Origin of the sequence: Neobacillus drentensis (assembly GCF_036962125.1) — a bacterium.
Taxonomy (GTDB): Bacteria; Bacillota; Bacilli; order Bacillales; family Cytobacillaceae; genus Neobacillus; species Neobacillus drentensis_B.
Genome location: NZ_JBALOA010000024.1, coordinates 31,598 through 46,611, shown reverse-complemented (window position 1 = coordinate 46,611; position 15,014 = coordinate 31,598). Strand labels below are relative to the sequence as shown.

General features: G+C 37.2%; 21 protein-coding genes and 2 pseudogenes. 17 read left to right on the top strand and 6 right to left on the bottom strand.

All coding sequences use genetic code 11. The features are described 5' to 3' along the window. Positions 1–75: 75 nt before the first annotated feature. Positions 76–261, top strand: a complete 186-nt coding sequence (locus tag V7121_RS19585; RefSeq protein WP_335547515.1) for a Fur-regulated basic protein FbpA — start codon at positions 76–78, stop codon at positions 259–261. Between the two features lie 164 nt (positions 262–425). On the opposite strand, the gene V7121_RS19580 is transcribed toward V7121_RS19585, so the two are convergent. Then, complete coding sequence (locus V7121_RS19580) at positions 426–953, bottom strand: cupin domain-containing protein (RefSeq protein WP_420490629.1); 528 nt, start codon at positions 951–953, stop codon at positions 426–428. Between the two features lie 391 nt (positions 954–1,344). Here V7121_RS19580 and V7121_RS19575 point away from each other — a divergent pair, with 391 nt between their 5' ends. Further along, entirely contained in the window at positions 1,345–1,713 is a 369-nt protein-coding gene (locus V7121_RS19575) for a VOC family protein (protein WP_335501983.1), read from the top strand. A 337-nt stretch (positions 1,714–2,050) separates the two neighbouring features. On the opposite strand, the pseudogene V7121_RS19570 reads toward V7121_RS19575, so the two are convergent. Further along, a pseudogene (locus tag V7121_RS19570) lies at positions 2,051–2,593 on the bottom strand (chromosome condensation regulator); the annotation flags it as partial. Positions 2,594–2,695: 102 nt separating this feature from the next. Beyond that, complete coding sequence (locus tag V7121_RS19565; RefSeq protein ID WP_335547533.1) at positions 2,696–3,031, bottom strand: DoxX family protein; 336 nt, start codon at positions 3,029–3,031, stop codon at positions 2,696–2,698. Between the two features lie 198 nt (positions 3,032–3,229). Between V7121_RS19565 and V7121_RS19560 the strand changes: the two genes are divergently transcribed. From V7121_RS19560 to V7121_RS19530, 7 genes are all read left to right on the top strand, one after another. Beyond that, positions 3,230–3,775 (top strand): HD domain-containing protein, encoded by a 546-nt coding sequence (locus V7121_RS19560; RefSeq protein WP_335497431.1) that lies wholly within the window; start codon positions 3,230–3,232, stop codon positions 3,773–3,775. 85 nt (positions 3,776–3,860) lie between these two features. Next, a complete protein-coding gene (locus V7121_RS19555; protein WP_335497432.1) occupies positions 3,861–4,049 on the top strand; it encodes an amino acid transporter in 189 nt (62 codons plus the stop codon). 48 nt (positions 4,050–4,097) lie between these two features. Next, complete coding sequence (locus tag V7121_RS19550; protein ID WP_335497433.1) at positions 4,098–5,066, top strand: MBL fold metallo-hydrolase; 969 nt, start codon at positions 4,098–4,100, stop codon at positions 5,064–5,066. Positions 5,067–5,279: 213 nt separating this feature from the next. Next, entirely contained in the window at positions 5,280–5,834 is a 555-nt protein-coding gene (locus V7121_RS19545; RefSeq protein ID WP_335547514.1) for a DUF3231 family protein, read from the top strand. 5 nt (positions 5,835–5,839) lie between these two features. Next, a complete protein-coding gene (locus V7121_RS19540) occupies positions 5,840–6,388 on the top strand; it encodes a DUF3231 family protein (protein ID WP_335497435.1) in 549 nt (182 codons plus the stop codon). A 227-nt stretch (positions 6,389–6,615) separates the two neighbouring features. Beyond that, a complete protein-coding gene (locus V7121_RS19535) occupies positions 6,616–6,753 on the top strand; it encodes a hypothetical protein (RefSeq protein ID WP_335497436.1) in 138 nt (45 codons plus the stop codon). 387 nt (positions 6,754–7,140) lie between these two features. Further along, entirely contained in the window at positions 7,141–7,926 is a 786-nt protein-coding gene (locus V7121_RS19530) for an arylamine N-acetyltransferase family protein (protein WP_335497437.1), read from the top strand. Positions 7,927–8,026: 100 nt separating this feature from the next. Here the strand turns inward: V7121_RS19530 and V7121_RS19525 are convergent, their stop codons facing one another. Further along, positions 8,027–8,209 (bottom strand): YjcZ family sporulation protein, encoded by a 183-nt coding sequence (locus V7121_RS19525; RefSeq protein ID WP_335497438.1) that lies wholly within the window; start codon positions 8,207–8,209, stop codon positions 8,027–8,029. Positions 8,210–8,580: 371 nt separating this feature from the next. Here V7121_RS19525 and V7121_RS19520 point away from each other — a divergent pair, with 371 nt between their 5' ends. The 3 genes from V7121_RS19520 to V7121_RS19510 are packed head-to-tail and all read left to right on the top strand — an operon-like array spanning position 8,581 to position 10,781. Beyond that, complete coding sequence (locus V7121_RS19520) at positions 8,581–9,351, top strand: transporter substrate-binding domain-containing protein (RefSeq protein ID WP_335497439.1); 771 nt, start codon at positions 8,581–8,583, stop codon at positions 9,349–9,351. A 60-nt stretch (positions 9,352–9,411) separates the two neighbouring features. Further along, positions 9,412–10,056, top strand: a complete 645-nt coding sequence (locus V7121_RS19515; RefSeq protein WP_335497440.1) for an amino acid ABC transporter permease — start codon at positions 9,412–9,414, stop codon at positions 10,054–10,056. Next, positions 10,053–10,781 carry an amino acid ABC transporter ATP-binding protein gene (locus tag V7121_RS19510; RefSeq protein WP_335497441.1) on the top strand — a complete coding sequence of 243 codons (729 nt, stop codon included), beginning with the start codon at positions 10,053–10,055 and terminating at the stop codon, positions 10,779–10,781. The genes V7121_RS19515 and V7121_RS19510 overlap by 4 nt, the downstream gene beginning before the upstream one ends. Before the next feature lie 135 nt (positions 10,782–10,916). Here the strand turns inward: V7121_RS19510 and V7121_RS19505 are convergent. Beyond that, positions 10,917–11,102, bottom strand: a pseudogene (locus V7121_RS19505) (cupin domain-containing protein); the annotation flags it as partial. A gap of 63 nt (positions 11,103–11,165) precedes the next feature. Continuing rightward, positions 11,166–11,363, bottom strand: coding sequence for a hypothetical protein (locus tag V7121_RS19500; RefSeq protein ID WP_335497442.1), 198 nt, complete (start codon positions 11,361–11,363; stop codon positions 11,166–11,168). Between the two features lie 604 nt (positions 11,364–11,967). Here V7121_RS19500 and V7121_RS19495 point away from each other — a divergent pair. From V7121_RS19495 to V7121_RS19475, 5 genes are all read left to right on the top strand, one after another. Next, positions 11,968–12,165, top strand: coding sequence for a hypothetical protein (locus V7121_RS19495; RefSeq protein WP_335497444.1), 198 nt, complete (start codon positions 11,968–11,970; stop codon positions 12,163–12,165). Between the two features lie 94 nt (positions 12,166–12,259). Beyond that, on the top strand, positions 12,260–12,997 hold the full coding sequence (locus V7121_RS19490; protein ID WP_335497445.1) for a hypothetical protein: 738 nt from the start codon (positions 12,260–12,262) through the stop codon (positions 12,995–12,997). Between the two features lie 187 nt (positions 12,998–13,184). Beyond that, positions 13,185–13,505 (top strand): ribonuclease E inhibitor RraB, encoded by a 321-nt coding sequence (locus V7121_RS19485; RefSeq protein ID WP_335497446.1) that lies wholly within the window; start codon positions 13,185–13,187, stop codon positions 13,503–13,505. Between the two features lie 179 nt (positions 13,506–13,684). Next, on the top strand, positions 13,685–14,788 hold the full coding sequence (locus V7121_RS19480; RefSeq protein ID WP_335497447.1) for a PTS transporter subunit EIIC: 1,104 nt from the start codon (positions 13,685–13,687) through the stop codon (positions 14,786–14,788). Beyond that, on the top strand, positions 14,782–14,937 hold the full coding sequence (locus tag V7121_RS19475; RefSeq protein WP_335497448.1) for a hypothetical protein: 156 nt from the start codon (positions 14,782–14,784) through the stop codon (positions 14,935–14,937). The genes V7121_RS19480 and V7121_RS19475 overlap by 7 nt, the downstream gene beginning before the upstream one ends. Positions 14,938–15,014: the final 77 nt, after the last annotated feature.

The following is a 15,014-nucleotide window of genomic DNA, read 5'->3' as shown; positions in this document are numbered from 1 at the left end:
ATGAAATTAATCTAATAAATATAATGAGACCGGATTTAATCAAGGGAAAGTAATTGATAAAACTAAGGAGTGTTTATGATGAGAAATAACGAGGAAAAAGAGCGACAAAAACTTATCAATAAACTTATCTTTTTAAACGTGTACAACAAAGACGATGAACAGCTTGATAAGTTGCCACTAGCAAAATTAAAATACGAGTATAGGAGATTTAAAGTTCAAAACCATCCCCATGGTGAGTTTGGATCCATTCAATGGGTATAGATTACCTTGATATAAGGAAAAGAGTGCATAAAGCATTTTCAGTTAGACTAGTAGATTTTATAGAGGAATAAAGGCCCCAACACTTGTTTATCAAGAGTTGGGGCCTTTATATTTTATAAATGGAGAAATTATTGTTAACAACGAATTGCCAATGTTTTAGAATTCTATTTTTCCTCAGCTAAAGCCTGTGCTTTCGTTAGATGTACCGTACCTGCTGGATGTTGGGGAGGAGCATAGATAGAATAAAGTTTTAAAGGAGTATTACCTGTATTGGTTACATTATGCCATGTGCCAGCAGGTACCATAATGGCAAAATCATCATACACTTTTTGGACAAAATTTAAATGATCTTTTCGCTTGCCCATCTGCACAATCCCTTGGCCTTGTTCTATCCTTAAGAATTGATCAATGTGAGGGTGAACTTCTAAACCGATGTCTTCACCAACGTTAATACTCATCAAAGTAACCTGCAAATGATTTCCGGTCCACACAGCGGTACGATAGGTATTGTTATGCTTTGCGGCCTCATTAATATTGACTACAAATGGTTTCTTCCCATAATCTTTGACCTTATTTCTTTCGTCATAAATATTTCTGTAATCAGGCTGAATCATATAATTTTGATACATTGGGGCATTAACAGAATAATTATGTGGTTGATATGGATATGGATACATCCAAGGGTTATACATCTTTCTCAATCCCTTCACAATTTTATACATATTATCTTATGTACAATTAAATGGAATGTACTTATGTCCAACACGGGCATTATACTCACGCTATGGTTACCGACGGGGACTCTTTTTTCTCCTCCACGGGCATCATACGAGCTCTATGGTTACCGAAGGGACTCTTTTTTCTCCTCCACGGGTATCATACGAGCTCTATGGTTACCGATGAGACTCTTTTTTCTCCTCCATGGGCATCATACGAGCTCATAGTTAACGATGAAACTCTTTCTCACGTGCATCATACGACTCCAATCATTAGCGGTAGAATTTTCAGGTGCTTTTGAATTTCCATGCAGCTTTTTAGAAGTGATATAATTGATTAAAAAGTTGAAAACTGGAGGCTAATAAATTGTTCAAAAGTGGCAGTGTGACGATTGAAATAGAGGATTTAAAAGCGGCAGAACAATTTTACGTGGAAACCCTTGGGTTAAAAGTTCAATTCCAAGTTGAGGGGCATTTGGTACAAGTCGAAGCACCCGGGTTGACGATTGGGTTAGTGCATCCTCGTGAAGGACAAGACTCTCATCTGGGGAAATCAGGAAGCGTACATATTGGATTGGAAGTAGAGGAGTTAGAGCTAGCTATCCAGTTGCTAAAATCCCGAGGTGTTGAATTCCAACCAATCATGGAAGAAGAAGCAACCAGAATCGCATACTTTAGTGATCCTGAAGGAAATCCCCTTTATTTGATAGAGTTAAAATTTGGACCCGAAATGTAATTTTTAAGGCGAACAAGTCTCTATTACATAAAGGAAGCCGGATTTACCTTTCTTAGCGAATTGTAGTCCGGCTTTTTCTATCTGATTATTGTTGAACGGATATTAAGTGGTTCACGGGCATTAGTCGCTGTCTCTAGTTACCGTTGAGCTGATTTAAAGTCATTCACGGGCATTAGTCACTCTCTCTAGTTACCGTTGAACGGATTTTAAGTCCTTTACAGGCATTAGTCGCACTCACTGGTAACCGTTGGGTATCTGGCCCCAACATTTTTTTGTTTTAACACAACGGGTTCGTTTATGGAGATTGTTCAATCTATACTTCACTGCCTGGCAGTTGAATGCCCCGCCAGCCGCTTACATTGCATTGTCCATACTCATTATTACCCACAGCCGTCACCAAGCCGTCTAATTTGAGACCAATGGTGTGCCAGTCACCCGCCGCAACCGCCACCATATCATGCCATCCGCTTATATTACATTCATCTTCATTATTTCGGCCCACAGCTTCAACCGTGCCATCCGATTTAAGCCCAATAGTATGACGCCAACCCGCCGCAACCGCTTCAATATTGCGCCAGCTGTTTACATCGCATTGGCCATGATTATTCCACCCCACGGCTATAACCGTACCGTCCGATTGAAGACCGATGGTATGAGTATTACCTGTGTTCGTCGCCATATGTACATTTCCCGCAGCGACCGCTACCATTTTGCGCCAGCCGCTTACATCACATTGGCTCAATTTATTATCACCTACAGCTATCACAGTGCCGTCCGATTGAAGTCCAACAGTATGACGACGACCCGCCGCTATCGTATCTTTAGGCCACTGTTTTTGTTTCAGATTTTTTTCATAAGGTTTACGAATTTCGATATTCATTTTCCTCACCTCATTACTAAGTATATCAGTTTGCAGCCACTTATTATTTTAGATAAAGGATTTGAAAAGAATAGAAAAGAATATTTTCAAAAAATGAGAGGTTCAGTGAGGATATTGCTTGTACAGGTAAATTAGCAAAACCAACATGACAATATCTAAACGTGCACTAAAAGCAAATGGCAGGAGGCCGGTGTGAAGTAAAGGAACTTTTGATAAAAGAAGGGCTACAATCATAATACCAATTAAAGGGACCACTGCATTTTTAACCGCTTTATTCACCAATAGTAGCATTCCGCAAACTATTTCTATTAAGATGGCAAGCTTTAACATCAAGTGGGGATAGGGCAGTCCTAATCCCAGAAAATGATTCGCTACTTCGGTACTCATTAATTTCATAAGCGCTGAAGTGATAAAAACATAAGCAACAGTAACCCTGATAAGTTTATTTGGATATAAAATATAAATCCCCCCTTGTATATAACTCTATGCCAGGAGAGGGACAGCCCATTACAAAAAAGGAAAACTGAAAGCTGAAAAGAGGAACGGTTGAGGGAAACGTTGAATTATATCTTTAGGATAAAATCAAATCTTGCACAATCAAAATAAAAATAAAACCTAATCAAGGAGGAAATGCAGATGAATATCATCCAAAAAGCAATTAATTTTGCAACAGTAGCACATCGTAATCAGACGAGGAAATCAACAGATATTCCTTATATCTCTCATCCTTTTGCCGTGGGGATGCTTTTGCAAAAGGAGGGATGTTCGGATTCTGTCATTGCTGCGGGTATCCTTCATGATACTCTTGAAGATACCGATACGAATTATGAAACATTAGTGGAGCATTTTGGAGAACATATAGCCAATTTAGTAAGAGCTGCTTCCGAACATGATAAATCCCTCCCGTGGCAGGCGAGAAAACAACATACAATCGATAGCTTAAAAAACTTAACTTTAGAAGAAATACAAGTTATCACTGCTGACAAATTACATAACCTGCAATCGATAAGGGACGATTTTGAAATGATTGGTGCACAGGTTTGGACACGCTTTAACCGCGGAGTAGAGGATCAGCACTGGTATTATGCTAGTATAGTAAAAGAATTAGCACCTAGAAAAAATGAATGTAATCTTATTGGGGAGTTGGAGAGGGAAGTAACTCATTTGTTTGGGTCTCTATAATTTCCATCAAAGTATGATATTGTGTGCTCTAAAAAAAACAGGGATAATGGAATTAATAGGTTAAAGTTTAGTAAAGAGGTGTAGTATGAACGAGGAAAATAAACCATTTAATGACGTAATCGACCATTTTAACAAGATAACAGGTAATGCAACAAATCCTGCCAATGCTAAAATTAGTAAGTTACCAAAACCATTAAAATTTATAGGATTCTTTATGATTGCATTTTTTTCTGTAGCTTTTATTTTAATAATGCTCTTAAGTTTATTAAAATAAGGAAGTAAACACATATAAATTTAATCTATAGCAGGAGACGGCTTATAAATGAAAAAATACGAAAATCAATTACCGACTACTATGACGATGGGATGGAAGTCGATGATTAGTATGGTGAGAGATTCTCTCGCACGGGCAGCGAATCGGAGACCCAAGGCTGTTATCGATGCGGAAACATTCCTGCCAGCTGATTCGTTCGCCATCACTGATGCCCCTCAGGTCACTTGGTTTGGCCACTCAGCTTTTTTTCTCGAAATAGAGGGAAAGAGGCTCTTATTTGATCCCATGTTCGGTCCTCGTCCTTCTCCTGTTTCGTTTGCAGGTACCAAGAGATACAAAAGTAATCTTTCTGTGCAACTTGAGGATTTTCCGATACTCGATGCCATTATTATCTCTCACGATCATTATGATCATCTCGATTACCATTCCATTCGTAAATTAAATGACAAAGCATCTCGGTTTATAGTACCGCTCGGTGTTCGTCAACGATTGATTAATTGGGGTGTTCCTGCAGAAAAGATTACCGAGCATGCCTGGTGGGATGAGTTTGAGTTCAAGGGACTCGCGCTGGCTTGTACACCGGCAAGACATTTCTCAGGTAGGGGATTATTTGACCGAGATTCTACCCTGTGGTGTTCATGGGTGATTGCTGGCCGGAATACAAAGGTTTTCTTCAGTGGAGACAGCGGATATGGGCCACACTTTAAAGAAATTGGGGGAAAATATGGACCGTTTGATTTAACATTGTTAGAATGCGGACAATACGACGAGCGGTGGTCCAACATTCATATGATGCCGGAAGAGACAGTACAAGCTCATCTTGATCTTGGCGGGCAGTTGTTGATTCCTGTTCATTGGGGTGCATTTACACTTGCCTTCCATGCATGGACAGATCCAGTAGAAAGAGTAACAAAAGCTGCATTAAAACACCAGGTCAATATTTCAACACCTAAAATAGGCGAGACGGTTGTGATTACTTCAAAAGACTTTCCTACCAATTTGTGGTGGCGAAATTAAACAGCAAAAAGGCTTAAAGGAAGTGACCTATAAGTCTTTTTCACATTTCTTCAGATTCCTTTTGTTGAACATTATACATAATAAACTTAAAGTGATTATTCATTTATTTAAAAGAAATTACAAATATTATTTTTGCGCTTACATGGTTGAGTAACTTCTTGCATGAAAAATATACCTTCAGGAAAAATTAAGTCAAGAAGGATGGTGAAGTTTGTGCCAGATGTTTTGGAGGCTATTAAAAATGTAGTGCAATCATTAATAGACGATGAGCCGAAATCACCTTTACATGTTGGTGAAGTGATGGCTAGCTGGTTATTTTTAGCTTTATGTGCAGAGACACAGGTACAGATTGAAGCAGGAATTAATAGCACGACCGACCCTGAATTGAGAAAGACTCTGCATGAAGCAGTTGAGATGTTCAAATCGCAGAAAGAGGAACTCGCAGCATTCCTGCGCTTAGAAGGGGTCCCATTACCACCCACAAGCGAATCGAAACCAATCTCTGATCCAAACAGTGTTCCGTTGGGCGTCAAGTTAACGGATAAAGAGCTTGCAAACAGCCTTAAGATAAAAATATCCATGGCGATTACAAACTGTGCAAATGCAACAGCTCAAATCATTCGTAACGATGTTGGTATCATGTGGGGTAGATTTATGCAGGAACATATCACCTTTTTAGCCACTTTTAAATCACAAATGCGAAAACGGGGCTGGCTTAAAGTGCCACCACCGTATTTTCCAACAGGATCACCGAATCCAGGAAGGTGAGAATTGTGCCCGACGTATTAGAAGCCGTTAAAAATGTATTGCAATCGTTAGTAGACGATGAGCCGAAATCACCCTTACATGTTGGTGAAGTGATGTCTTTCTGGTCATTCCTTTCTGATATAGCGGAGGAACTAGTCCATTCAGAAGCAGGAATCAATAGTACTTTTGACCCCGAATTGAGGAAAGCTTTTCATGCTTCTGTAAAAATGTTCAAATCCCAGATAGAACGACTGACAGCATTTATGCATTCAGAAGGAGTCCCCTTACCGCCCTTAAATGAATCGAAACCAGTCTCTGACCCCAATCATATCCCATTGGGTGTCAAGTTGACGGAGGATGAACTTGCCAACAGCCTGGGTATTAAAATTTATCTAGGTATTACTGTTTGTGCAGCTGCGATAAATGAGTCGATTCGTAATGATGTTGGGTTAATATGGCTTGAATTTTTACAGGAATACATGACATTTGGAGTAACAATAAAAACACTTATGAAAAAACGCGGTTGGCTGAAAGTACCGCCATACTATTATCCACCCGGCTCACCCAGTCTATAGCAGAACGATAGCAATCAAAAAATATAAATGAAGTGAATATATGTATGGACGGAATGTTTATCTGAGGGTTCCTTTCTAGAAGCTACAGCTGTCTTAATGAGGCAGCTTTTTTGGTTTTCCTACGTATGTATGGAGTCCTTTAATTATTAAAAAATTTTATGCACATTTTGAAACATCCAGCATATATTAACTTCTGTGAGAAATTTTCAAGGAAGGAAGTAAAGACAATGGAAAACATACAATTCAAAACAACAAGAGAAAACGAGTGCAAGAATGGAGAGAATGGCTATAAAATAGTTAAGGTTAATGTTTCGGATCCAAGTGAAAATCTATTTGCGGTCGTTACGCCTATTAAAAAACAATAAGGAAGATTCTATTTGGTTGAACGATCCTTTTTTACTATACTTAGAATGACAGTTTTCATTACTAGTCCACTATAATTTAGAAGTGAAATGAAATTCAGCTACAACCGTTTAGCTGCAAGTGTCTTTTAAAACTATACATCGATAAAAATAGAGTAGCTCTCTGTTGAGCTACTCTATTCGTGTTTAACATCTTGAACTCATAAAAACCCTTGAAAAATGGCACTTGGGAATGCATGGAGAATTAAACGACTCTTTTTAATGGAAAAGTAGTGTTAAAATAAGGTCATCCTATTATATGGAGAGTTCAAATGAAAAAAGCTAATGGATAAATAAGCTGATAATCGCTCAAAACAATTTCAGAACATAAAAGAGTTTGGAGGAGTAGTAATGGAAAAACTGACCTCATTATTTCATCAAAGAATAGGCATGCCAGAAAATACAAGACTTACTTTTGTAAAATTAGCGGAGGTTCTTGAAAAAACAGCACAATGCATTCCGTTTGAAAATGTGGGTGTAATGGATAACAAAACACAGAAGATTACCAAGGAAAGTTTAATAAACAAAATGCTAGAAAGAAATGAAGGCGGCCTTTGTTATGAATTAAATCCGCTTTTTTACTTCTACCTATTAGAAAATGGGTTTAACGCAGTCTTAATTAATGGTGTTGTCTACAATCATGCAACCAAAGAGTATCATTCTCTTGGAAGGACGCATGTAACGATTCTGCTACATCACGAGGAACAACCTTATTTAATTGACACAGGCTTCGGAGGGAATTTACCGTTGAAGCCTGTTCCGTTAACTGGTGAAATCGTCTCCTCTTATAACGGGGAGTTTCGGATAAGGAAAGTTAATCATGAAAATGGGGACTATTGTTTAGAAATGAAGTTAAAGTATAAAGACACGGATTGGAAAATTGGCTATGCATTCGATACCCGGAAACCAATTGATCTTGCGAGGTTGAATGAAATCCAATCGATTATTGCTGAAGACCCGAAATCTTCATTCAACAAGCAACCGTTACTGACACGACTAACCATTAACGGAAATATTACCTTAACAGATAGCACATTTACGCAATGGGCAGATGGAATCGTTTCTAAAGAGAATATTGATGACGTGAAATTTAAAGAGCTTGCCATGCAGCATTTTGGGCAGCGAACTGATAGATGATCTGGTGGCAAAAAAACAAACCTCCAATAGATAGCAAGGTAGACCTACTTGCTATCTATCCACTACACTATTGATAAAGCAGATTAGAATTTCCATTTTATCAGCAGAAAGCTGCTCCAATAATGATTAATAAAATAAACAACACTAAAATAATGATATAGTTTTCACAGCCACGAACATTTGCACAAGGTCCTTGAACAGGAGTCGCATAACCGTAGGATATCGGAAGCTGGGGAATAACATTAGATTGATCACTCATTGTTGGGATTGCATTATTATACATTTAGACACTACCTTTCGCTTTTAAGGAGAGTATTTAGGCGAATACCCTATATCATATACTTAGAAATGAAATTGGAGCCCGTACCAATAAAATTTTTGAGGGAATGCCAGTTATAACAAGAGTCTAGTAAGATATTTGTCGAAATGAAAAACGTTAGCAGACTTTTTACTAGACAGAGAAAATACCCAATTCCCTGTTAAACTACTAATAAAACTATGTATAAAATTATCTTATTATATTATTTTTATAAAAAATTATTTATATTCGAATAACTTTTTCTTTTTTCTGTTTATTATTTGTGTTATATTAAAAAAAGTTAATTCATTCTATTCTGCAAATAGGAATAATCTGACAACAAGGGAGAGATTTAAATGAAGAAGTTTGGTTTATTTAGTTTGTTTTTAATCCTTACCATCTTTATCGCTGCATGTGGAAGTAGTGACGCAACAAGCGGAAAAGAGGAAAAGGCGAAGGTGTATAAAGTAGGTGTCGATACAACGTATCCTCCATTTGAGTTTAAAGATGGAAACGACTATAAGGGGATCGATATTGAGTTAATCAATGCCATTGCAAAAAGTCAAGGTTTCAAAATTGAACTTTCTCCAATGGATTTTGGTGGAATCATTCCAGCAATGCAAGCTAATCAGCTAGATGTAGCTATTGCAGGTATGAGTATTACAGACGAACGAAAAAAGATAGTAGATTTCTCAGCACCCTATTTTGATGCAGGGTTAACATTAATTGTGAAAAAAGATAATGCAACTATTAAATCTATCAATGACCTTAAAGGCAAAAAAGTTGCCGTTAAAAAAGGGACATCTGGTGCGAAGTATGCAACAGACAATGCTTCTAAACTAGGAATTACGGTTGTTCAATTTAATGACAGTCCTGCTATGTTCCAAGAGGTATCTAACGGAAATGCAGATGCACTTATTGAAGATTATCCTGTAATCTCCTATGCGATTGCCCAAAAAGACCTAGGATTAAAAATCGTAGGAGACCGTTTAAATGGAGACCAATACGGAATTGCTGTTTTAAAAGGAAAAAACACGGATCTTTTGAAAAAAATCGACGCTGGTCTTGCTGAGTTAAAGAAAAATGGAACCTATGATAAAATTATCAAAACTTATCTTGGTGAATAATAGAATGTAAGCAATAGGCGCGCTTATAGCGCGCTTTCGTGTTGAAAGGGGATGATCAGGATGGATATTATTTCTGCTGCTATACCGATGTTATTAAAAGGACTTCAAGTTACTCTTTATATTTTTGTCATAGCTATTATTCTAGGTTTTTTAATCGGTTTGGTCATTGCATTATTAAGATTGGCTCCTAGTAAGATATTAAACTGGATTGCAAAGATTTATGTCGATGCGATTCGCGGTACGCCATTTATAGTTCAATTGTTTTTTATCTACTTTGGTGTCAATTCTTTACAAATCGTGTCCTTGAACAGCACTACCGCTGGGATCGTCACTGTTGCCATTAATGCGGGAGCCTATTTTGCTGAGATTATCAGAGCGGGAATTCAATCGATTGATAAGGGACAAACAGAAGCAGCACGGTCGATCGGTTTCACGGGTGCACAAACGATGCGATATGTGGTGCTCCCACAGGCATTTAGAAGAATGCTTCCTACCATTACGAATCAGTCGATTATTAGCTTAAAAGATACTTCTTTATTATCTGTAATTGGAATTGCCGACTTAACACAGCAAGGGCAAATTCAAGCTTCGGCAACCTTCGAAGCTTTCAAAATTTGGCTGGTTGTAGGTATCATTTACTTCATCATTATTTACTTATTAACCATCTTAGCTAATTTCATCGAAAGGAGGATTCAGCTGCGATGAGTATGATTACTGTTAAAAACTTAAGAAAATCGTTTGGCAAGGTAGAGGTTTTAAAGGATATCAATGCCGAGGTAAAAGAACAAGAGGTTGTGTGTGTAATTGGTCCATCTGGTTCAGGCAAAAGTACGTTCCTTCGCTGCTTAAATCGCCTCGAGGATATTTCAGGTGGGGAAGTAGTTATTAATGGACAGGATATCACAGACAACAAGATCAATATCAACAAAGTTAGACAAGAAGTGGGAATGGTTTTCCAACAATTTAATTTATTCCCTCATAAAACTGTCTTAGAAAACATCACGATGGGACCTATTAAAATTCGTTCTACCGAGAAATCAGCCGCTGAAAAATTAGCCTATGAGCTGCTTGATAAAGTAGGGTTAAGAGAAAAAGCAAATAGTTATCCGGGCGAACTATCCGGAGGACAAAAGCAACGTGTTGCCATCGCTAGGGCACTGGCCATGAATCCGAAAATCATGCTTTTTGACGAGCCGACATCTGCACTTGACCCTGAAATGGTCGGAGATGTATTAGAAGTCATGAAACAGCTTGCCAAGGAAGGAATGACCATGGTTGTTGTTACCCATGAAATGGGCTTTGCTCGTGAAGTAGGGGATCGGGTTATTTTCATGGATGGCGGTTATATAGTGGAGGAAAATGAACCTAATGAGTTGTTCAATAACCCTCAGCATAATCGTACCAAGGCGTTCTTAAGTAAAGTGCTTTAAACAAATAAGTACCTTAAAAGCCATCAAGTACTAGGTTTTCTTAATCTAGTATTTGATGGCTTTTTAGCTGCCTCCCAGAAAAGTCCCCAGGACATCAAAAAACGATTGGAATGGTCCAAACGTTTCCTCAGTTTATTAACGGAAATCTGCTTTAAATTCACCAGTAATTTTTTGGTGGCCGTTGTTTTCTTCAAAGAATTGTTCTTGTTCTAAATCGAATCGGTTCATAATTGGTAAATCATTTACGGAGAAGAGGTATGAGTTTTCTGATGCAAAGTGTTCATACCAAGCCCAGTTAGGAACCACAAAGTAATCGCCCTTTTTACAAAGGTGTTGCTATAACGAAACTACTAAACCTAGTTCTGAAAGTAGAGGCAGCACTTGCTAGAGTAAAAGAAGAGGATTTAGTAAAAACTGCTCCCAGTTATAATCCAAACTTTGACGGAAAACCGTTATCATTTTTAATCGACCATTTAATCGTTTAGCACGTAACGGGTCATTACGGGCAAATCGTCCGTCATTTAGAAAAAGTTCAATAATCAAAAAACCATTAATATATTTAGAATCTAAAAGTAATATCATTTTAAACTCCTGATTTTGCAGGAGTTTTTTTGTATAATCCTCCGTGTTCTTTATATACCTTCTATTATATAATGGTAGAATCCCTCATAATAGGGTGCCTGTTTGTTTTCGCCTGAAGTTAATGGATCTTATGATGTTTTTTAATAAGAAAATAATGGTAAAATATTGTGATGTGGTTAAGATTGAAAACTATACAGTTAAAGAATTTTCTCATGGAATTGTATTGGAAGGGAAATGTCACATGTGTGGTTCCGATGTGGCACGAGTTATTGACTAAAGGAGAAATGTTCAATAATGAAAGCGGATGGCGAAGACACTCCTAGAGAAATGTATAAAAGACAAAACTATTTTATTTAGCATGACTCTGAAATAATTTACAATTTTATGAAATCTCTTATTATTACTTAGCTTTAATACATTTAAATGATATAATATAAATTGTTTTTACCCTTCCGAATCCCTTTATTAACTCATTCTCTAGTTTCCTCGTTTTCATCACAATTGATTTCCTGTCTAGTAACCACAGAAATTTTTCCATTCTACCATCTTATTTATTTTAAAAAAATCACTATAAATCATTAGCCAAAAAGAAATTTCCCATCGATTGAAAACATTAGAAGACCATCAAGAAGAATTATCAAATGGACAAGCAGAAATTAATATGGGTCAAAAAGAATTAACTAATCGGATGGAAAGGGGGCAAGCCGAAATAATAGATAAAATTAACCATATGACTGTATTTATGACCGAAGGTTTCAAGGATTTCCGTAAAGAAATGAGGACCCTTTCAATCAGATGTTAATGCAGATATAGATTTACTTTTTCAAGAAGTTACAAATTTGAAGCGAAAAGTGAATAAACTTGAACAATCCAATAAGCCGAGGTGATAAAGCTAAATGGGAAAACAAGGAACCGTTGAAAAAATCGCTGAGTTTGTGCAGTCCTCAACAAAAACAAAAACATTTCGTGGTGATTATCCCGTATCAGAAGATTTAAGGCATGTCATGGTAAATGAGGTTTTTAGAGATTTTATGATTTATACAATTGATTTATATTATGATTGTGAAAATCTATCGCCCCTTCAGGAATATGTAGAGGAACATAGTCCCAAGACAGAGAAACGACAAGGATTACTCGACAATTTGTTTTGGTGGCGATTATTGTACGATATCAGTTCAAACCCTGCAAATAGCTGTTTTAATCATTATATTTCAGACAACCCTATGAAGCTAAGAGATAGACCTTTCATTAAATCCTGGCTACGGGAATGTAATAATGCCGTACCTAAATTCTATTTTATTGGTCATCAATATAATGATCGTGTTTTTGTCGCTATTGATTTTCTAACCCATAAACCTCTGGATGTTATTGTATATGACCCAATCGCTATCCCTCCTAAACAAGGCGAAATCGCCATGGGGATACTAATCCCGTTAGGCGGCGGATTATATTTCCCGATGGTAGACTTTTATCATTTTGATTATGAGGCAAGAGAAGCAATGGCCAGCTGCTTACATCATCACTATGACAAATTTTTGAAAAATTCTACACTAATAGAAGCATTTCTCCACGTACTTTCCGTTATGCTGCAAATAGAAAAAACAATCTTCCTTCAAGAAAAATCAACTTTATAAAATTTCTACTATTAGACAAAATCATCTGATCATTCACCCTATGAATCCACCTATCTAAATTTATCCTGCTTTAATTAGTAAATATGTTGAAGAAACTTTTTGTACAATAAAAAATAATTATTTGTCCAAAAGATATAAGTAAATTATAATCAACAATGAATGTACTAGAGTTTGGAGGAAAAAACGAATGAAATTTCCAAATGATGCGGATGGAGATGCTTTACGTAGTCTTTATAAAGATGGAGTCAATTTTAAAAAACCACAATCAGTCGAATTTTTTGTTGCCGTGCCTGATCAAACAACAGGTGAAAAATTATCGCAGGTACTAAAAGGCGAAGGATTTAATTGCTTTTTAGAGCAAGACGATGAAACCGATGAGTGGGCATGCAGTTGCTCTAAAAGAATGCTCTTAAATTATAATGAATTAATAAAAATACAGAATAATTTAAATAACATAAGTAAACCACACGGCGGTTATTCGGACGGTTGGGGAGTTTTCGTAGATTAAAATTGAATATCAAAAATATAGTGCCAGGACCATTCATTTATAGGTTCTGGCACTTTTTCTATTTGTGAAGATAGAGCATTTTTCCGAATATGGAAAGGCATTTTGTAAAAAGATAAGAAGAATATGTGGATAGTAGAATAAAAATGTCAATGAAAAATCTCAAAATAGGGAGAATAAAAATGAATCCGATTAATACGAATGATGTTCCTACAGAAAAAAAAGAAACGGTCATGAATAATATTTTAGGAACAGTCAGCGGAAGCTTTGCACCTATTTTAGGAGTGCTTGCAGGATCAGGACTAATTTCTGCTTTATTATCGATTTTAACAACAGTTGGATGGTTATCGCATGAGAGTGGCACCTATGCCATTCTTGCTGCTGCTGGTCATGCCATTTTTTACTTTTTCCCTGTTTTTTTGGGGATTACATTGGCAACAAAGCTCGGAGCCAATGGATATGTCGGCGGGGCCATCGGTGCCGCACTTTTAGAACCCCATTATACGGATTTAGTGGTAGCAAAAGCCCAAAATGTGGATTTCTTAGGGGTTCCAGTCATATTGGCAAATTATTCTTCCACTGTTTTTCCTATCTTAATTGCTGTTTCGATTTATTCTTTATTAAATACATTTTTGAAAAGAATAATCTATAAGGATTTACAAATGTTTATTAATCCACTAATTTCATTAGTTGTGATTGTTCCCTTGACCGTTCTTGTTTTTGGTCCTTTTGGTACCTACGTGGGCGAGGCATTGGCCGTCTTTATCCAATTTTTAAGTGCAAGAAGCGGCATTCTCACCGGTGCAGTAATGGGAGCAGTATGGTCATTTCTGACGATTTTAGGACTCCACTGGGCTGTTATTCCAATATTCCTTGCTAATCTTGCAAAGTCAGGCTTAGATCCACTTAGCCCAATGGTAGCGGCAGCTCCTTTTGCTCAAATCGGGATGGGTCTAGGGGTTTTCTTTAAAACAAGAGATAAGAACTTGAAAACGCTAGCTGGATCAGGGCTTGTTCCGAGTGCCTTAGCAGGGACTACAGAAATCATCACTTACGGAATATTAGTTCGTTACAAACGAACAATGGCGATTGTTGCCGTATCAGGGGCGATTGGTGGAGCGATTAATGGTGCATTTGGGGTAAAAGGGACTGGATTTGCTCTCCCGAGTTTCCTGTCTATTCCTGTCTTTACACCGGTTGGACTTTATTTAATCGGTGTATTAACAGCATTAATTTTAGCGATGGTCTTGACACTTGTTTTAGGTTATGAAGGTAAGACTTGCTGATTGAATTTGACATCGAAAACATTAAAGCTGCAGGCTATGATGTAAAAACTCCTGTGGTCATCACTAACACTAATCAATATTTAGATGTCGTTCCAGCTAAAGCCGTCACCGTCCAGATAACAGAAGAACTAATTAGGTTAATTGTATAATCGAAACGCTGATATTCTGACAAAAAACCCAAGTGAAAGAACTCACTTGGGTGTTCTTTTCTATATAAAATAAAGAC

Excerpts from the sequence above, each read along its gene's own strand:
- V7121_RS19585 (WP_335547515.1), top strand. The coding sequence starts at position 76 with ATGATGAGAAATAACGAGGAAAAAGAGCGACAAAAACTTATCAATAAA.
- V7121_RS19580 (WP_420490629.1), bottom strand. The coding sequence starts at position 953 with ATGTATAACCCTTGGATGTATCCATATCCATATCAACCACATAATTAT.
- V7121_RS19560 (WP_335497431.1), top strand. The coding sequence starts at position 3,230 with ATGAATATCATCCAAAAAGCAATTAATTTTGCAACAGTAGCACATCGT.
- V7121_RS19555 (WP_335497432.1), top strand. The coding sequence starts at position 3,861 with ATGAACGAGGAAAATAAACCATTTAATGACGTAATCGACCATTTTAAC.
- V7121_RS19550 (WP_335497433.1), top strand. The coding sequence starts at position 4,098 with ATGAAAAAATACGAAAATCAATTACCGACTACTATGACGATGGGATGG.
- V7121_RS19535 (WP_335497436.1), top strand. The coding sequence starts at position 6,616 with ATGGAAAACATACAATTCAAAACAACAAGAGAAAACGAGTGCAAGAAT.
- V7121_RS19530 (WP_335497437.1), top strand. The coding sequence starts at position 7,141 with ATGGAAAAACTGACCTCATTATTTCATCAAAGAATAGGCATGCCAGAA.
- V7121_RS19525 (WP_335497438.1), bottom strand. The coding sequence starts at position 8,209 with ATGTATAATAATGCAATCCCAACAATGAGTGATCAATCTAATGTTATT.
- V7121_RS19520 (WP_335497439.1), top strand. The coding sequence starts at position 8,581 with ATGAAGAAGTTTGGTTTATTTAGTTTGTTTTTAATCCTTACCATCTTT.
- V7121_RS19515 (WP_335497440.1), top strand. The coding sequence starts at position 9,412 with ATGGATATTATTTCTGCTGCTATACCGATGTTATTAAAAGGACTTCAA.
- V7121_RS19510 (WP_335497441.1), top strand. The coding sequence starts at position 10,053 with ATGAGTATGATTACTGTTAAAAACTTAAGAAAATCGTTTGGCAAGGTA.
- V7121_RS19500 (WP_335497442.1), bottom strand. The coding sequence starts at position 11,363 with ATGATATTACTTTTAGATTCTAAATATATTAATGGTTTTTTGATTATT.
- V7121_RS19490 (WP_335497445.1), top strand. The coding sequence starts at position 12,260 with ATGGGAAAACAAGGAACCGTTGAAAAAATCGCTGAGTTTGTGCAGTCC.
- V7121_RS19485 (WP_335497446.1), top strand. The coding sequence starts at position 13,185 with ATGAAATTTCCAAATGATGCGGATGGAGATGCTTTACGTAGTCTTTAT.
- V7121_RS19480 (WP_335497447.1), top strand. The coding sequence starts at position 13,685 with ATGAATCCGATTAATACGAATGATGTTCCTACAGAAAAAAAAGAAACG.